Source organism: Endomicrobium proavitum, assembly GCF_001027545.1.
Lineage (GTDB): Bacteria > Elusimicrobiota > Endomicrobiia > Endomicrobiales > Endomicrobiaceae > Endomicrobium > Endomicrobium proavitum.
In genome coordinates, this window is sequence record NZ_CP009498.1 from 470,491 (window position 1) to 490,160 (window position 19,670).

Genomic DNA, 19,670 nt, shown 5'->3' on the forward strand with positions numbered 1-19,670 from the left:
ACATTATGTGCGGAATTATCGGCGTAGAAAACAGTAAAGACGCAGCGACTCTTGTGGCCGCGGGGCTTATGACTTTGCAGCACAGAGGCGAAGAATCCGCAGGCATAACAATTTCCGGCGACGGAAATATGAAAACTTTTCGCTCTATGGGGCTTGTGGCGCGCTTGGTTAACAGCGACGCGTTAAACAAGCACGAAGGGACTGCCGCAATAGGGCATGTTCGCTACACTACGTCCGCAAAAAGCACGCTGATAAACGCGCAGCCGTTTCAAATAGAATGCATACACGGTCAGGTTTCCGTGGTTCATAACGGAAACATTACAAATTTTATAAAACTTAGAGATATGCTCTTGAAAAAAGGGGCAATTTTCAGTCATACGTCCGACACCGAAGTTTTCCTTCATTTAATAGCTATGTCAAAAGGCAATTTTCCAAACGTCGTAGCTAAATCAATGAGCTTGGTTGAAGGCGCGTTTTCTTTGGTAGTTTTAAGAGATAAAACTTTAATCGGCGCAAGAGACGTTCACGGTTTTAGACCTTTGGTTTTGGGTAAGCTGGATAATTCTTACATTATAGCGTCGGAAAGCGCGGCGGTTGAAGTGCTCGGCGGAAAGTATATAAGAGATATTGCTCCGGGCGAAATTGTAGTTATAGAAAACGGCAAAATTGTAAAATCTTTCTTTTATAAAAAATCAAAGAAACAATCTACGTGTATTTTTGAGCAGGTTTATTTTTCAAGACCGGACAGCATAATGTTCGGGCAAACGGTAAAATCCGCGCGCATGAAAATGGGTCAGCTTTTAGCCCGTCAAATGAAAGGCGTTAAGGCGGATCTTGTTATGCCGGTTCCGGATACGGGTTATTACGCGGCGCTCGGTTTTTCAAGAGAATCGGGAATTTTGTTTGAACAAGGTTTTGTAAGAAATCATTATTTGGGACGTTCTTTTATTAAGCCGGCGCAAAATTTAAGAGATTTAACCGCAAAACTTAAACTTCGTCCGATAAGAGAAGTTGTAAGCGGCAAAGAGATAATTGTTATAGACGATTCTATTGTCAGAGGAACAACTTCCCGCAGAATGATAAACGCTCTTAAAGAAGCCGGCGCAAAAAAAATACATTTTGTTTTATCGTGTCCGCCGATAATAGGTTCGTGTTATTACGGCATAGACACTCCGACAAAAAATCATTTAATAGCCGCAAACCAAGCAACAGATCAAATAAGAAAATATTTGGGCGTAGAAACGCTTACGTTTTTAAATTTACACAACATGGTGAAAGCCTGCCGCGGCGAAAAAGACAACGTTTTCTGCACAGGCTGCTTTACCGGAAAATATCCTACAAAAATTTCTAAAGATACTTATAAAGAAGGGTGTTAGTAACGGCAATTACGAATTAGGAATTACTAATTATAAATTTTGAAAAGACATTTAAAATAGAGGCGGAGTTTATGGCGAAATTTATTTTTATTACCGGCGGGGTAGTTAGTTCGCTTGGCAAGGGAATTTCAGGGGCAAGCATAGGCAAGCTTTTGCAGCTTAGCGGGTTTAAGGTTAATATGGTTAAGTTTGACCCGTATATCAACGTTGATCCGGGAACTATGAACCCGTATCAGCACGGAGAGGTTTACGTAACCACCGACGGAGCGGAGTCGGATTTGGATTTGGGCACTTACGAAAGGTTTCTTGACATATACACCACAAAAGCCAACACAAACACCTCCGGCGATATTTATCAAACCGTAATTAATCGCGAAAGACGCGGAGATTACGACGGAGCTACCGTTCAGGTAATTCCTCATATAACGGATGAAATTAAAAGCAGATTTTTCGCCTCAAGCAAAGGCTACGACATTACTATAATTGAAATCGGCGGCACCGTGGGCGACATTGAAGGTTTGCCTTTTATGGAAGCTGTGCGCCAGTTTCAGCTTGAAAATAAAAAAGACGTGTTCAGTATTCACGTTTCATATATTCCTTACATTGCAGGCGCGCACGAGTTAAAAACAAAACCTACGCAGCATTCCGTTACAAAATTAAGAGAAATCGGAATATCTCCGGATATGATAATTTGCAGAACGGAATATTCTCTTGACGAAGGCATGAAGAAAAAACTTTCGCTTTTCTGCAACGTTAAAGAAGAAAACGTTGTGGAAGCAAAAGACGCGGCGTCAATATATTTTATACCGCAGGCTCTTTACAATCAAAACGTTGACAAAATTATTATCAAACAACTAAATATTAAACCTAAAAAGAAGTTTGACGCAACTTGGTTTAAGAAAATTAAAGAAATCGCAAAATACAAAAAAGAAGTGAAAATTGCCGTTGTCGGAAAATATGCGGATTTAAAAGACGCGTACAAATCTATAGACGAGTCTTTAAATATTGCGGCGTGGTCGCTGGGCGCAAAAGCAAAAGTTGATTATTTAGGCGCGGAAGATAAAAATTTAGCTGCAAAATTAAAAGGCTATAATGCAATTTTAGTTCCGGGCGGTTTTGGAAACAGGGGTATTGAGGGCAAAATTAAATCAATTACTTACGCGCGTCAAAACAATATTCCGTTTTTGGGAATATGTCTTGGCATGCAGTGCAGCGTTATAGAAGCGTCGCGCAATTTAGCGGGTTTTGATAACGCCAACTCAACCGAGTTTGACGAAAAAGCAAAACATCCCGTAATTAAAATTTTAGACGAACAAAGAAACGTTAAATACCGCGGCGGCACAATGCGTTTGGGCAATTATAAATCCGAAATTAAGAAGGGAACGCGCATACATTCTTTATACGGTAAAACGGAAATAGAAGAAAGACACAGGCACAGATATGAAGTAAATCCAGAATATATTTCCGCTCTTGAAAAAAAAGGATTTATTGTTACGGGATATCATAAAGGCATACTTCCGGAAACAATTGAAATTCCCAAACACCCGTTTTTTATAGGCGTGCAGTTTCATCCGGAATTCGGCTCGCGTCCTATGAAACCGCACCCTTTGTTTAAAGGTTTTGTAGAAGCTGCAATAAAAAACGCAAAATCCAAGCGGTAAATTTTTCTGCTGTATTTTTTATGCCGCAACATTGCCGTGCATTGCGTAAAACTGTAACTTTTTATATTGAATTGGCGTCAGATAACTGTATTATGCGGTAATAAATCAAAATATTAAAAAACTAATTGTGTTAAAAATGAAATTAGGCGCGTTTCGTTTGTAAAACAAACAGTTTAAAAAGGTAAAACCAATGAAAAAGTTTTTAAATTATATATCGGATGTTATTGCGGGAAAAAGCAAAGCCTTAAAAGTTGTTGCTTTTTCCTTATTTCTTTTAGTTTCAACTTTGTTTTTGGCGGCGCCAAAAACCTACGCCCAAATATATTTAGATGATATGATAGCGCAAAATTATTCATATGTAGTAGGTAGCAGCGGAATAGCTGCTCTACCTTGGTGGCATAATTTTATAGGAGCGCTTAATGTAAATAGTATAGGCGGTTACGTTCAATATTATAATTTGATAAATAAAAACATAAGTTTATTAAGCAATACGCTAACGAGCGGAGATTTCGGAACCGCGGCGCAAGGCGGCGGGTTGTTTGTAGGCGGATCGGTATCCGCCGGAGAAGATCATTCTCTTCCTCCTGCTATGTGGGAGCAATTGGTCAGCGGCGGTGAAGTGGTGGTAAACATAATATCGTCACCGTCAATAATAAACTTTACAAGCAATACGCTAACAAGCGGGGATTTCGGAACTGCAGCGCAAGGCGGCGGGTTGTTTGTAGGCGGCGCGGTGTCTGCCGGTATCAATTATACCAGCCTTGTCAGCTCTTTCGGTTTTGCCAGCAACGGTATGGCAACGGTAAACATTACATTGTCAACAGTAAACTTTACAGGTAATACGCTAACAGCAGGGGTTAATGATCAAGGAAATCCCCCTAATGGAGCTGCAGCGCAAGGCGGCGGGTTATTTGTAGGCGGCGCGGTGTCTGCCGGCAACTATTCTATTGAGGCAAACAGTTCCGCCAGCAGCTCTACGGCGGTGGTAAACTTTACATCGTCAACAGTAAACTTTACAGGTAATACGCTAACAGCGGGGAATGCTAATAACCCGTGGAATCCCGGCGAGAATAGAAGAGCAGCGCAAGGCGGAGGATTGTTCGTAGGCGGCGCGGTATCTGCCGGCTTCGGCGCCGATGCTATGGATGCGGTGAATTTTAGCAGCAGCGGTACGGCGATAGCAGCTTTCACAGATTCAATAATTAATGTAGGCAACAACTCAGCAATGCAAGGCGGGGGATTATTTGTTGGCGGTTCCGTGGCAGGAGGAAGCTCAAGGGAGGGGCGTAATTACGCAACCAATGGTATTGCGCAATTAACTTTTACAGGCTCAACGGTAACAATATACGGTAACAATGCAGGCGAAGGCGGAGGAATATACATAACAGGGAATTCAGGTGATTATGGAGCTAATTATGCCGCTGACGGATGGGCAAGTATAATATTTGAAAACTCTGCAGTATCAATATCAAACAACACAGCGCAATATGGAGCGGCAATATTTGCCGTAAACGGAGCAAGCATAACATTTGATAATAACACAAGCGTAGAATTTTTATGGAACAATTCTCTCTACGGCAATGGCGTAGTGGATTTCCAGAACGCGCCGAATTTCGGTTTGCAAAATGCAAATATAACCAAAGCAATAGGCAACCAATCCAACAACGGCGGATTTTTATATTTAGTAAATCAAGGGACATGGACGTTTACAAATGCAGAAATGTCATCAAACACAGCGCGGGGCGGTCAAGGCGGAGCTCTATATTTAAGTAATACAAACGTAGTATTTAACGAGGAAAGCACACTTAGTTATAATACGGCAACCTCTGTAGGCGGAGCGGTATTTGCCAACAACACAATATTAACAATAAAGAATGCAGTAATGACGTTTATGAATAATAAATCATTGTTAGGCGGAGCAGTTTACGCAAGCAACGGCTCAAGTATAACATTGTCGGGAAGAGGAAGTTTTATAGGCAATGAGGCGAATGCCTCCTCGGGAGCAGCAATCTACATAACAGGCGGCAGCACAGTAACAGTAGAAGCCGCAAGCGGCGATATACTATTTACGGGCAATAAAGCCGCAGGAACGCCAAACGATATATACGCAGACAACAACACGCAGCTAAACTTAATAACCTCCGGAACAAACACAATAAGCTTAGCCGGAGGAATATTAAGCAACGCAGCGGGCACAGGAATAGTTGTCAATAAAACCGGAGCAGGAACATTATTACTTGGAGGCGACAACGTAGTTTACGGCGACTTCATAGCCACGGAAGGAAAAGTAGGGCTGATAAGTAACGCAAGCTACACCGGCAATAGTTTAATATTGACAGGCGCGGAATTTGACATGACCGATGATGATGCAAGCCGCGTAAATATAGCAAGCGTAACAACGTTTACAAGTATAACAAAAGCAACAATGGGAATATTCGCCAACGGGGAAAACGACACTGTGTACGCAGGCAGCGCAACAATAGACGGAGCGTTGTATATAAAAACCGGTTTAGGCGATTACGGCACACAAAAAACATACGATTTAATAATATCAACAACGTTTGGAATAAACCAAATATACGGCGTATTTGCGTCAAGCGCAATAAGCAACACAACATTACAATATACGTTAGATTACAGCAATCCGGGAATAGTAAGATTAACTGTAGCGGGGGGAGCGGCACAAAGTAACTTTGCGGCAATAAAGCAATTAACGCCTAACCAAAGAGAAGTGGCAAAAACGTGGGACAGCTTGTCTGTAATACTGTCAAGCGGGGACTTGTTGAATGTAATGAACGGAGCATGGAATAACACAACAACGGACGAAGAAAAGAAAGGAGCGTTAAACATAGCGTCAGGCTATTTTTTAAGCAACGTAATAAAGTCGGCAGCGTTAGACAGCGACAATAACGAGTTGTATAACAGAATAAAAAGCAATGCGCAAAGCGAGAATTCCAAAGCGGCAATATGGACGCAGGCAACAGGGGCAAGCGCAAAGTTTGGCAGAGATAAAAACAGTTTAGAAGAATACACAGATGGCAGGTATGGAGCAACGGCAGGCATTGACGTTCATCTTGGAGCAGGCAATGTAATGTTGGGAATATACGCAGATTATAAAGACCATTCAATAAGCGAAAAAAACAGTAAAGCAACGCTCAACAAAATAGGCGGCGGGTTATACGGCGGATATGTATCGGATGAATGGGAAATTAAAACAATAATAAGCGCAAGCAAAGATAAGTATGAAACGTCAAGATATATAGAATTGAGCAAATATTTGCCTTTATACGCGGATAGAATAGCAAATGCAAGTTATGAAGGCATGACAATAGGGGCAGACATAGAAGGAGCATTAAAAATAAAAATAAGCAATAACACAACCTTCAAACCATATATAGGCGTGGAAGTAAAGAACGCGCAGTATGATAGCTTCAAAGAAACGGGCGCAAGCGGACTAAACTTAAATGTAGCGGCGGGCAATTATTTAAGAAGCGTCGCAAGATTAGGCTCCGGAGTAAGTTATGACAACAAAACGTGGGCAGGATATATAGATTTTGAAGGGAAGTTTTTGCTTATCGGAGCAATGACGGAAATAAAAAGCATGTTTGAAAATACTGAATTAGAGTTTACTAGCCGCGGATACAGCGAAGGAGTAGTTGCCTGCGGAGTTGGAATAGGCGGGTCTGTTAGAATAACAGAATGGTTGAAACTCTTTGTAAACGGCAATTTTTACAGGTCTAATAAGTTTACAAATTTATACGGCAACGCAGGGCTGAACTTTAGCTTTGGCAGTGTAACAAACAAGGGTTCAAATCAACCAAACTCTAAACAAGAACCTGCGCCAACGCCTGCACCTGAGCGCAGTTATAATGATGACGATTTATCCGATGAGTTACGAAACGCCCTTAGCGGTGGTGCAGCCGGCAATGTTTCAACACAGCCAACCCCTAAACCTGCGCCAACGCCTGCACCTGAGCGCAGTTATAATGATGACGATTTATCCGATGAGTTACGAAACGCCCTTAGCGGTGGTGCAACCGGCAATGTTTCAACACAGCCAACCCCTAAACCTGCGCCAACGCCTGCACCTGAACGCAGTTATAATGATGACGATTTGTCTGATGAGTTACGAAACGCTCTTAGCGGCGGTGCAACCGGCAATGTTTCAACACAGCCAACCCCTAAACCTGCGCCAACGCCTACGCCTGAACGCAGTTATAACGAGGATGATTTGTCTGATGATTTGCGAAATGCTCTTAGGTGAGAAGTTGTAAAAATAAAACTAAATATTGTATAATACCAACAATATGAGCTATAAAAGCGACAGCTACTACTTTTCTTCTAGTATAATTTGCACAAACATGCTTGCCTGCCTGCAGACAGACAGACAGACAGACAGACAGACAGACAGACGCACCCTTTAAATACTTCGTTGGTGTTGTTATCCGAAAAAAATATCCTTGCTGTCAATTCCAATAAAATAGAATGCGCTGAATGCCAAACGGCAACCGGCGTTTTTTCATTTATAAAAAAAACTAAAAATACAATTTGCAAGAGGAAGAAAATGAAAACAATTTTGCGTGCAGTCATTACATTTTTTGTATGCGTCTGTCATACCGTGCTTGACACGGTATCCATGTTAAATAAAAAACGGATTCCGATTTTCAGCGCAATGACAAATAAAAAATCTGTCATCAAAAGGTCTGTCTTGAGGGCAATTGCCCTTCAGGATCTGCTGTTGTCGTTAAAATTCCACTTTTCACTTTCCACTTTCCACATTGCCTTATTAATAGCTTTTTCCTTGTTTTTGGCAGCGCCAAAAACCAATGCCCAAACATCTGTAAATAACTTCGCAGATTTTATAGCCATAACAACCACAACAAACAATTACGACATATCTTTAACCGGCGATATCTTCTTTTCCGGCGGTAATTTTAATATTTTAAGCGGAGCAATTACAGGAAACGGATACGCGTTAGACGGACAAAATGTAAATGCCGGAGTTCTGCTTACTTCCGGAAATAATTTATTTTTTTATGGCCCCATAACATTTCAAAACTTTTCAAAAGCATCAGCTAATTATGGAAAAGCATCGCAGGGAGGAGCGTTATTTGTAGCCGGAGCATATAATGTGTATTTAGATAGCGCAACTATATTAAACTTTGCATCGTCAACAATAAACTTTGCAGGCAATACGGTAATAAGTGGAGGTGAGGGAACAGCTTCGCAAGGCGGAGGACTCTTTGTAGGCGGTGCGGTTGCAGCCGGAAGATCTTATGCCGGAGCAAACAATTCCAGTAGCGCCACAGCAGTAGTAAATTTCACATCGTCAACAGTAAACTTTGCAAGCAATACGGTAATAAGTGGAGGTGATGGAGCAGCCGCACAAGGCGGAGGGCTCTTTGTAGGCGGTGCGGTTGCAGCCGGAGCATTTGATGCCGGAGCAAACAATTCCAGCAGCGGCACAGCGGTAGTAAATTTCACATCATCAACAATAAACTTTACAAGCAATACGGTAATAAGTGGAGATTATGGAACAGCCGCACAAGGCGGAGGACTGTTTGTAGGAGGAGCGGTTTCTGCCGGGACATATTATTATGGAATCAGCAATGCCAGCAGCGGCACAGCAGTAGTAAATTTCACATCGTCAACAATAAACTTTACAAGCAATACGGTAGCAAGTGGATTGTATGGAGCAGCAGTACAAGGCGGAGGACTGTTTGTAGGCGGTGCGGTTGCAGCCGGAGCAAAAAGTAATGCAGTCAACAATTCCAGCAGCGCCACAGCAGTAGTAAACTTCACATTGTCAACAGTAAACTTTGCAAGCAATACGGTAATAAATGGAGGTTATGGAACAGCCGCACAAGGCGGAGGACTCTTTGTAGGCGGTGCGGTTGCAGTCGGAGTATATAATGATGGAGCAAACAACGCCAGCAGCGCCACAGCAGTAGTAAACTTCACATCGTCAACAATAAACTTTGCAGGCAATACGGTAATAAGTGGAGATGAGGGAACAGCTTCGCAAGGCGGAGGACTCTTTGTAGGCGGTGCGGTTGCAGCCGTAATACTTTACGGAGTAAATGATTCCAGCAGCGCCACAGCAGTAGTAAATTTCACATCGTCAACAGTAAGCTTTGCAAATAATACAGTAACGAGTGGAAATAATGGAACAGCCGCACAAGGCGGAGGACTCTTTGTAGGCGGTGCGGTTGCAGCCGTAGTAGCTGGTTCCGGAGCAAACAACGCCAGCAGCGGCACAGCAGTAGTAAACTTTACATCATCAACAATAAATTTCACAAGCAATACGGTAACGAGCGGAGGCAATGGAAGCGCATCGCAAGGCGGAGGACTGTTTGTAGGAGGAGCGGTCTCTGCCGGTGCAGTTTACGGAGCAGCTAATTACAGCAGTAGCGGCACAGCAACAGTAACTTTCACAAATTCAATAGTTAACATAGGTAACAACGTAGCGCAAGACGGCGGCGGGCTATTTGTAGGCGGCTCTGTGTCAACAGGCGCATATACTAACGGTGTAAACACAGCCACCAATGGCATAGCGCAAGCAACATTTACCGGTTCAACGGTAACAATAATAGGCAACGCTGCAAGCGCTAGTGGCGGAGGAATATATATAGCGGGCAACTATGGAGCCGGCGCCACAGACGGACAAGCAAGCCTAATATTTGAGAACACAAAAGTAACAATAGCAAGCAACACGGCGCAGCAAGGGGCGGCAATATACGCAGTAAACAGAGCAAGCGTAGTATTTAATAACACAAACATAGAATTCTTGTGGAACAAAAGCGCCGCCGGAAACGGGGTAGTGTATTGGGACACAAGTTCATATGTTGGGTTAGAGAATGCAAAAATAACAAAAGCAATAGGGAACCAAGCCAATAACGGCGGATTTTTGTATTTGGTAAATGGCGTCACAGTAACGTTTGCAGGAACGGCAACATTTGACGGCAATAAAGCAAGCGTAAACGGCGGAGCATTGTATATAACCGGCAATACAAGCCAGATAATTTTTGCAGATGGCAGCACAATAACATTTACAAATAACAACGCGGCGCAAGGCGGAGCAGTATATGCAACAGCCGGAGCAAACGTAGTATTTACAACCGGAGCGCATTACGTAGTAAGCAACAACACGGCAACCTACGGCGGATTTATAGCGGTAAATAATGCAACAGCAACGTTTAAATCGGGAGTAGATTTTAGCTTAAGCAATTCAAGCGCAACTTACGGCGGATTTTTATATGCAACAAATAATGCAATAGCCAATTTTGAAAATATATATGCATCATCAAACAGCGCAGCATTAGGCGGATTTGCAGCAGCGGAAAGCGGCGCAGTAATAAACATAGGAAGCGCAGTAATAACCGGCAACGTGGCAACAAGCAGCGGCGGAGCAATATATTTACAAACCAGCACAGCGAATTTTAACAGCGCAACCGGCGCAATAGTATTTGCAAGCAACACGGCAAACGGAAAAGCGAATGATATTTACGCAGCGGGTTCGTTTATAAATTTCAACGCAGAAAATAATCAAATAAGAATAGAAGACGGAATATACATAGGAGCCGGCGGAAATAACACAATAAGCAAAACGGGATTAGGGGAATTGTATATAAGCGGAAACAATTATATACAGGGAGCATTTAACCAAACAGCAGGAACAACGTTAATAGAGAAAGCAACGTGGACATTTGAAAACGGAAATTGGAACGTAACAACATCGTCAGGGGTAAGAATAACAAGCTCGGTAGTAACGGTAGCAAACACAGTAATAACAAGTTTTACATATAATTCGTTTGCCGCGGGTGTTTCGTCTATAACCAATGCAAATGCAAGAGCGCTAACGTTAAATGCAAGCGCGGCAGTTTTTGACGGGAATATGTATTTTTCAAGCAACACAAGCGCAATGATGGTAAACGGAGGAGCGGTTGGAATATATTCAAGCAGCGTGCAGTTTAATGGGTATGCATCGTTTGTAGGAAATACAGCGACCGGCGGAAGATTAACATTTTCAAACAATGGGGCAAACGGCGGAGCAATATATGCGCAAAACAGCGTTATAGAATTTAACGGGAAATCGAATTTTGCAGGAAACAGTGCGCAAAGAGCGACAACAGGCGCTGATGGTAACGGTAGCGGTATATATGCGTTGAATTCACAAATATACTTTAATGAAATATCATCATTTACCGGTCAACTGGGTGGAAATTCACAATATGGCGGGGCAATATATATTGAACAAAGCACGATAGTATTTAATAAGGGCGCATATTTTGAGAGCAATGTAAGCATGGGCGCAGGAATATATTCAAGCGGATCATATGTAAGTTTCCGGAATAGTCCTGTAGCATTTTTCAATAATACAGCAGGTGACTATAATCAGTCAGGAGCTCTGTATGTGCGTCAAGGGTCGTTAATTGAATTTGTCGGTGCAGATGCGAATTTTACAAATAATAAATCGCAACACGGAGGAGGAGCTATCTACCTTTTGGCAGGCTCAACAATGACGTTTAGTAATAACAATGTTGTATTTTCAAGTAATACAGATAATACGTCTGGCGGAGCAATATATAGTAATGGGCTAATATTGTTTAACGCTGCGCAAGTGTTGTTTGCAGATAATAAAGTAGCTAATGGCAGTTCAATGGCTCCGGTGAGAGGTTTGGGAGGAGCAATCATAATAAGAGCTGGCGGCGAAATAGATTTTATTGGCAGCTCTGTAGCATTTGCAAGAAACAGTGCGTATACGCTTGGCGGAGCAATATATGCTGATGCAGGAAGCACAATAACCTTTGCATCAGCGCCGGCAATATTTGATGATAATGTAGCCGAGTCAAGCGGAGGAGCAATCTACAGCAACTTGGCGAACATAACATTTAACAACGGCAACGCAACGTTTACAAACAACAAAGCGCTAACAGGAAGCGGAGGAGCAATCTACGCGGTGGATGATTTAGTCTTTGACGGAGCAAACGTAGATTTCACCGGAAACGAAGCGTTGAGCGGAAACGGAGGAGCAATATTTGCCGACGACACAATACTAACAATAAAGAACGCAGTGATGACGTTTATGAACAACAAAGCATTGCTTGGCGGAGCAGTTTACGCAAGCAACAATTCAAACATAACGTTAAGCGGGCGTGGAAGTTTTATAGGAAATGAGGCGAATGCCTCAGGAGCAGCGGTTTACGTAACAGGCGGCAGCACAGTAACGTTAGAAGCAGCAAGCGGCGATATACTATTTACAGGCAACAAAGCCGCCGGAACGCCAAACGATATATACGCGGACAACAATAGCCGACTAAATTTAATAACCGGGGGAACCAACACAATAAGTATAGCAGGAGGAATATTAAGCAACACAGCCGGCACGGCAATAGAAGTAAACAAAACCGGAACGGGAACGCTCTTTATGGGCGGGGATAACGAAATATGGGGCGACTTTACGGCGACAGCGGGAAAAGTGGTGCTGTTAGAAAGCGCAACGTTTAAAGCAAACAACATAATATTTAACGGAGCCGAGTTAGACATGACCGACGCCGACCTGTATGATAACTTGCACGTAAACGTAGCAACGGCAACAACGATGTTTGCAAGCAATACAAGCTTGTTAATGGACATATTTGAAAACGGAAACAACGACCAAATATTTGCAAGCTCTGCGCAAATAGGAGGGAATTTGCAAATAAAAGCGCACTTTGGGGTGTACAATAATCAGGAATACCATTTGATAATGTCGAGTGAAAACGCGATAAACGGAACGTTTGCAAACGCAACGTTTGTATATGTAGGAACAGGAGCATTTAGCTATCAAGTGAAGTATAACGATATAACGGATTGGACAGGCGTAGTGAGAATAATAGTAAACGGAATAAACAAAGGGGACTTCCAAAACTTGCCGAAGTTAACGTTCAACCAAAGCGAAGTGGCAAAAACGTGGGACGAATTATCAATAATTCTGCCGACAAACGACTTGAAAGAAATAATGGAAGCAACGGCAAACTTAAGCGACCAAGAAGAACAAAAGAAAGTGCTGGCAATAGCGTCAGGCTACTTCCACAGCAACGTAATAAAGTCTGCAGCGTTGGACAGCGACAATAACGAGTTGTATGACAGAATAAAAAACCACAGCACAAGGGAACACACAAACAGCGCAATATGGGCGCAAGTAACCGGAGGAAACACAAAGTTAGGCGGCGACGAAAACAGCCTTGGCGAATACAAAGATAATAGATATGGAGTAATGGCAGGGTTTGACATATACTTTGGAAGCATGAGCAGCATAAACAAAACGATGTTGGGAATATATGTAAACTATAAAGACCAAAGCATGAACCAAGAAGCAAGCAAAGCAACGCTAAATAAAATAGGCGGCGGATTATACGGCGGCTACATAGAAGAAAGCTACGAAATAAAAGCAATGATAGGCGGAAGTAAGGATAGTTACGAAACAACAAGAAATATAGCAATAAGTCAGTACCTGCCGGTACCGCCATACGCCGACAGAAACGCAAAAGCCAACTACGAAGGCTTCACGTTAGGAGCAGACGTGGAAGGCGCATTGAAATACAAAATAGGAAACAACACAAACTTCAGACCATACGCAGGAGCAGAATTAAAGAACGTGAGCTACGACGGCTTCACAGAAACCGGAGCAAACGGATTAAACCTAAAAGTAGAAGCAGGCAACTATTTAAGAACAACCGCGCGAGTAGGAGCGGGAGTAAACTACGACGATAAGACATGGGCAGGATATGTAAACTTGGAAGGAAAATACTTATTAACAGGAAAGAAATACGAAATAGAAAGCGTATTTGAAGGAACGGAAGTGAAGTTCTTAAGCCGAGGCTACGAAGAAAACGGGTTGATATTAGGAGCAACATTAGGCGGAAGCGTGAGAATAACCGAAGGTCTAAAATTCTTCATAAACGCCAACGCCCACACAGCCGAAAAGTTCACAAACCTCTACGCCAACGCGGGATTGAGATACAATTTCTGCGGAATAACACACAAAGAAAAAGAAGAACCCGTTGTAGAAAAAGCAGCCCCCGCACCGGTAGTTGTAGAGCAACCAAAACCGGAAATAGAAGAACAGGCAAAGCCTGCTGTGGAAGCAGGCAAGAAGCAGATACAGCCATACAGATCAAGGGCAGTAAACTTTGACACAAACAAATATTTGTTGAAGAGCAATCATATAAGCAGCATAAAAGAGCATGCAGATTACATAAAACAGCACGATTATAACAAAGTAGTAATAGAAGGACACACAGACAGCACGGGAAATGAGAAAGTAAATCAGCCGCTGTCCGAAAGAAGAGCGCAGAGCGTATATAATGAGCTGGCAAACAACGGAATACCAAAAGAGAAAATGGAAATAGTAGGACATTCGTCAAAGAACCCGGTTGATACCAACAAAACAAAAGAAGGAAGAGCCAACAACAGAAGAACAGAAATTGTTGTTGAATAACAAAAACGGCAAAGACAGATGATGGGAAGGTGAGATGTTGAGAGGGTGAGTAACGACAAAACTATAAAGACAAGGCAGTAGATTCAGGAACAAGTTCGGACACAAAAAAAGAACAGGCGCTGGTTTTCTATTCGCGCCTGTTCTTTTTTTTGTCCGTTTCAGATATTATCGTTATATGATTTATAGTGTCTGTGAAATCAATATGTTTTTTTGTTATAATATACAAAATTTGACCGATATAGGGAGGCTGGATGAAAAAAACCTTTGTTCTTGACACTAACGTTTTGCTGCACGATCCGGATTCAATATTTTCTTTTAAAGATAATAAAGTTGTTATTCCTATGATGGTAATTGAAGAGCTTGATACGTTTAAAAAGCTCAACGATGAAAGAGGAAGAAGCGCAAGACTTATTTCAAGAAGTCTTGACGCTTTAAGAAATATAGGCAAACTTTCCAAAGGCGTAAGCATTAAAGACAACGGTATTCTTAAAATTGAAATGACGCCAAAAAACGTTACGCTTCCCGGCGATTTTCAGGGGCATAAATCCGACAATCAAATTCTTTCAATAGCGGTAAGTTTGAAGAAAAAAGGCGAGAAAGTAATTTTTATAACTAAAGATATAAACTTAAGAATTAAAGCCGAAATTTTAAACATACCCACACAGGATTATGAAAAATCAAAAGTAAAAATAGACGAACTTTATCAGGGCTGGCGCGAAATGAAAGCGCCGGCGGCGGTAATAGACCAATTTTATAAAGAAGGAAAAGTCGCCTTGCCCGGAAGTTTTTATCCGAATGAGTTTGTCGCTTTAAAAGACGAAGCCGGCTCTTCAAAAAGCGCGCTTACAAAATATTCCGCGGCAAAAAAAGCGCTTGCGCCTATTTTTCACCAAAACTCTCTTCCGTGGGGGCTTAAACCTTTAAACATTGAACAAAAGTTTGCAATAGAACTTTTACTTTGCGACGACATAAACCTTGTAACGCTCGTTGGAATTCCCGGCGCGGGAAAAACTTTGCTTGCCTTGGCGTGCGGTTTGCAGAAAACCGTTGAAGAAAGAATTTTTAGAAAACTCTATATTGCTCGCCCTATAATTCCCATGGGAAAAGATATCGGATTTCTTCCCGGAACAAAAGAAGAAAAGCTCGGCGCGTGGATGGGCGCAATAAACGACAATTTGGAATTTTTAATGGACAAAGGTCACACCGACGTAAAAACAGAAGAGAAAATAGATTATTTGTTCGGTTCGGGACAAATAGAAATAGATTCTTTAACTTATATAAGAGGGCGTTCTTTGCCGCAGCAATACATTATTATTGACGACGCGCAAAATCTTACGCCGCATGAAGTAAAAACTATTATTTCCCGCGCCGGAAGCGGAACAAAAATAGTTTTAACCGGCGACCCGTATCAAATAGATAATCCCTATCTTGACGCGTCTTCAAACGGGCTTACGTATCTTGTTGAAAGATTTAAAGGACAGTCGCTTTTCGGGCATATAACTTTCTCAAAGAGCGAAAGAAGCAATTTGGCGGCGCTTTCTTCGGAGCTGCTTTAAACTGCAAATAATAAATAATAAGTAAAAGGTAATAGGTACGGATTTTAGCGGCAAATAACGGATAATAAATAAAAGGTAACGGGTTTAATGTCAGAGTTTTATGTGGATTTGCATATTCATACTCATTATTCCGACGGGGTTTTAACTCCTGCGGAAGTTGTTGAACGCGCTAAAAAACTTAAGCTTGCGGCTATAAGCATTACAGACCACGACAGCGTGGAAGGCATAGAAGAAGCCGTTTCGGCTGCTGCGGGAACAAATCTTGAGGTAATTGCCGGAATAGAACTTTCTTCTCAGGCGGATACTTCGCCGAAAAGCGAAATGCATATTTTGGGTTACTACATAAATTATAAATCCGAAAGTTTCAGAGCGGCTCTTGAGGTTTTCAAAAAAGCGCGCCTTGAAAGAGCTTATAAAATTTTAGAAAAGCTTAAAGAAAACGGCATAGTTTTAAAAAACGAAAGTTTTATTACCGATAATAATAAAAAATCCGTCGGCAGACTTCATTTCGCAAAAGCTTTAATTGAAGAAGGCTTTGTAGGAAGCATTCAGGAAGCCTTTCAAAGATATCTTGCCGAAGGCAAACCGGCTTATGTTCCCAAATTTCATATCAGCGCAAACGATGCGGTAAAACTTATAAAAAGCGTCGGCGGAGTTGCGGTTATGGCGCACCCGTATTACGCGCATTACAACGACAGAGCAATGCTTGACGCTTTAATAAAATCCGGTCTTGACGGTCTTGAAGCTTGGCACATAAAACATCCTGAAAGCGCCGTGAAAAAATTTTTATCTCTTACGCAGGAACTCGGTCTTATAGCCACCGGCGGTTCCGATTGTCACGGACCGTATAAAAACGAGCCTCCGATAATCGGCAGAGTGAAAGTTCCGTATTCGGTTATTGAAAATTTAGAAAAAGCAAAGGAAAGACAAAGTGTAAAATGAATTATATAAACAAAACGGTTTTTTTAAACTACTTCAGTTGTCCTACGTTGGGTTGGCTTTCCAAACGCAGAAAACTTCCGAAACTTACGGGTCTTAACAATGAAGTTTTAATTCTTGAGGGAAATAACGTTCATGAGAAATCTCATGTTTTGTTTGCCGGCGCCGTTAACGCAAAAACAGGCAAACATCAGGAGTCCGTGGAATACACAAAAAAACTTGTTGCGGACGAAAACGTTAAAAGTATTGTAGAAGCTTCTTTTGTTGCCGACGGTTTTTCCGTGCGCGTTGACGCTTTGGAACGTCTTAGCGACGGCAGCTGGCATTTTTACGAAGTAAAATCGGGAAGCAAATATAAAGTAAAATACGTTCAGGATATGTCTTTTAGCGCCATGGTTTTGGCAAAAAGCGGGCTTAAAGTTGCCAACTCCACATTGCTGCATTTGTCGCACGAATATAATCTCGGCATGGACGATTCCAAACTTTTTACGGCGCTTGACTGCACGCAAAGAGTGGCGTTAAGAGTTCCCGGATATCTTGAATACGCCCCTAAAATTTTTGAAGATATAGAATCCGAAACTATGCCGGCGCCTTCTTTTAAAAGACAGTGTAAAAACTGCCCCGTTTTTGAGGAATGTTTGGGCAAAGGCGTTAAAAACTCTATTTTTGATTTGCCTCGTCTTTCAATTCCCGCTATGGAAGAACTTGTTTTGAAAGGAATTGACACAATAGATAAAGTTCCCGAAGATTTTGAACTTACCGATATGCAGCGCATTGTGCGCAATTGCGTTATAACCGGCACAACTTATATTTCCGAAAATCTCAAAACCGAAATTGAAAATATAAAGCCGCCGTTTTACTATCTTGATTTTGAATCAGTTACAACAATAATGCCTTTGTATCCAAACGTTGCTCCGCACACGCAGCTTTTAACGCAGTTTTCAATTCATAAAAGCGAAGTTGTGGGGGAAGTCCGCGCGCATTACGAGTATATTGCAGACCACACAAAAGACTGCCGCAGAGAAATAGCCGAAAAACTTATAGAGTATCTTGGCGACGGCGGCTCCATAATAACTTACGCAAATTTTGAGCATGTGGCAATTTTAAGACTTGCCGCAATGTTTCCGGATTTATGCGAAAAATTACAAGCCGTTGCCGCAAGAATTGTAGATTTTGAACTTATAATAAGAAAAAATTATTACGATATCCGCTTTCACGGAAAATCTTCCATAAAAAAAGTTTTGCCCGTAATGATTGCCGACATGAGCTACGCGCAGCTTGAAATAGGCGAGGGTGGCGACGCGTCGGCGGCTTTTGCGTTTATGGCTATGGGGCTTTACGACAAAGAAAAAATTGAACAAACTAAAGCAAACCTTTTAAAATATTGCGCTCAGGACACTCTGGCGCTGGTAAAAATTCATCGGTTTCTTCACAATATTACTATACAGAGCAACGTCTAATTTTATATAATAAGCAAACATAACATTTGACAAACAATACATATGTATGCTATATTGCAAGCCTGACAAAAGCGAAAACTAATTAATGTTAAAAACAGGGGGCTGTTATGGCAAAAGACGAAAAACTTAAAGCTTTGGATTTGGCTCTTTCCCAAATTGAAAAAGATTTTGGAAAAGAAGCTATAATGAGACTGGGCGCAAAACACGCTAAAGAAAAAGTGGACGCTATACCTACGGGAGCGTTACCTCTTGATATAGCAATCGGCATCGGCGGAATACCCCGCGGAAGAGTAATTGAAATTTACGGACCTGAATCTTCCGGAAAAAGCACGCTTGCAATGTGCATGGTTGCAGAAACCCAAAAACTCGGCGGAATTGCAGCATATATAGACGCTGAACACGCCATGGACCCCGAGTACGCAAAAAAACTCGGCGCAGATATAGACAATTTGCTTATATCCCAGCCCGATTCCGGCGAACAGGCGCTTGAAATTGCCGATAAACTTATACGTTCCGGGGCTGTGGATATTATAGTGGTAGATTCCGTTGCCGCGCTTGTTCCTAAAGCTGAAATAGAAGGCGAAATGGGCGACTCTTTTATGGGTCTTCAGGCGCGTCTTATGAGTCAGGCTTTAAGAAAACTTACCTCAAACATTTCAAAATCTAATACTGCGATAGTTTTTATAAATCAGTTAAGGCAGAAAATCGGCGTTATGTGGGGAAATCCCGAAACTACGCCCGGCGGACTTGCGCTTAAATTTTATTCTTCCGTCAGGCTTGATATAAGAAGAATAGAATCCGTTAAGAAGGGCGATGAAATTTTAGGAAACAGAGTCCGCGTTAAAGTTGTAAAAAATAAAGTTGCCGCTCCGTTCAAACAGGCGGAGTTTGAAATAATTTTCGGCGTCGGCATAGATAAAATGGGCTATCTTATAGATATAGGCGTTAATGACGCAATTATAGATAAAGCCGGCGCATTTTTCAGCTATAAGGGAGAACGGCTCGGACAGGGAAGAGATAACGTTAAAGTTTATTTAACCGAACATCCTGAAATAGCGGCTGAAATTGAAGAAAAAATCCGCGCGAAAGCCTTTGGCGGCGCAGATGTTGAATCTGCGAATGAAGCTGTAAAAGAAGAATCTGCCGCGGAAGCTCCAAAAGAAAAAGCGGTAAAAGGTAAAAAAGCCGATAAATAA

At 42.0% G+C, this 19,670-nt stretch carries 8 protein-coding genes; all 8 read left to right on the top strand.

Annotated elements, in window-relative coordinates; genetic code table 11:
* Positions 1–5 precede the first annotated feature (5 nt).
* The 8 genes from purF to recA all read left to right on the top strand — a co-directional run bounded on the left by purF (position 6) and on the right by recA (position 19,670).
* A complete protein-coding gene (purF, locus tag Epro_RS01920; RefSeq protein WP_052570068.1) occupies positions 6–1,376 on the top strand; it encodes an amidophosphoribosyltransferase in 1,371 nt (456 codons plus the stop codon).
* 71 nt (positions 1,377–1,447) lie between these two features.
* The gene (locus Epro_RS01925; protein WP_052570070.1) at positions 1,448–3,037 is read left to right on the top strand and encodes a CTP synthase; all 1,590 of its coding nucleotides are present in this window, start codon (positions 1,448–1,450) and stop codon (positions 3,035–3,037) included.
* 190 nt (positions 3,038–3,227) lie between these two features.
* The gene (locus Epro_RS01930; RefSeq protein ID WP_052570072.1) at positions 3,228–7,301 is read left to right on the top strand and encodes an autotransporter outer membrane beta-barrel domain-containing protein; all 4,074 of its coding nucleotides are present in this window, start codon (positions 3,228–3,230) and stop codon (positions 7,299–7,301) included.
* A gap of 300 nt (positions 7,302–7,601) precedes the next feature.
* A complete protein-coding gene (locus Epro_RS01935) occupies positions 7,602–14,519 on the top strand; it encodes an OmpA family protein (RefSeq protein ID WP_144412026.1) in 6,918 nt (2,305 codons plus the stop codon).
* A gap of 251 nt (positions 14,520–14,770) precedes the next feature.
* Positions 14,771–16,075 carry a PhoH family protein gene (locus Epro_RS01940; protein ID WP_052570076.1) on the top strand — a complete coding sequence of 435 codons (1,305 nt, stop codon included), beginning with the start codon at positions 14,771–14,773 and terminating at the stop codon, positions 16,073–16,075.
* 87 nt (positions 16,076–16,162) lie between these two features.
* The gene (locus Epro_RS01945; RefSeq protein ID WP_052570078.1) at positions 16,163–17,017 is read left to right on the top strand and encodes a PHP domain-containing protein; all 855 of its coding nucleotides are present in this window, start codon (positions 16,163–16,165) and stop codon (positions 17,015–17,017) included.
* Positions 17,014–18,474: a DUF2779 domain-containing protein gene (locus tag Epro_RS01950; protein ID WP_052570080.1), complete on the top strand. Its 1,461-nt coding sequence runs from the start codon at positions 17,014–17,016 to the stop codon at positions 18,472–18,474. Before Epro_RS01945 ends, Epro_RS01950 begins: the two co-directional genes overlap by 4 nt.
* Before the next feature lie 107 nt (positions 18,475–18,581).
* On the top strand, positions 18,582–19,670 hold the full coding sequence (recA, locus tag Epro_RS01955; protein WP_052570082.1) for a recombinase RecA: 1,089 nt from the start codon (positions 18,582–18,584) through the stop codon (positions 19,668–19,670).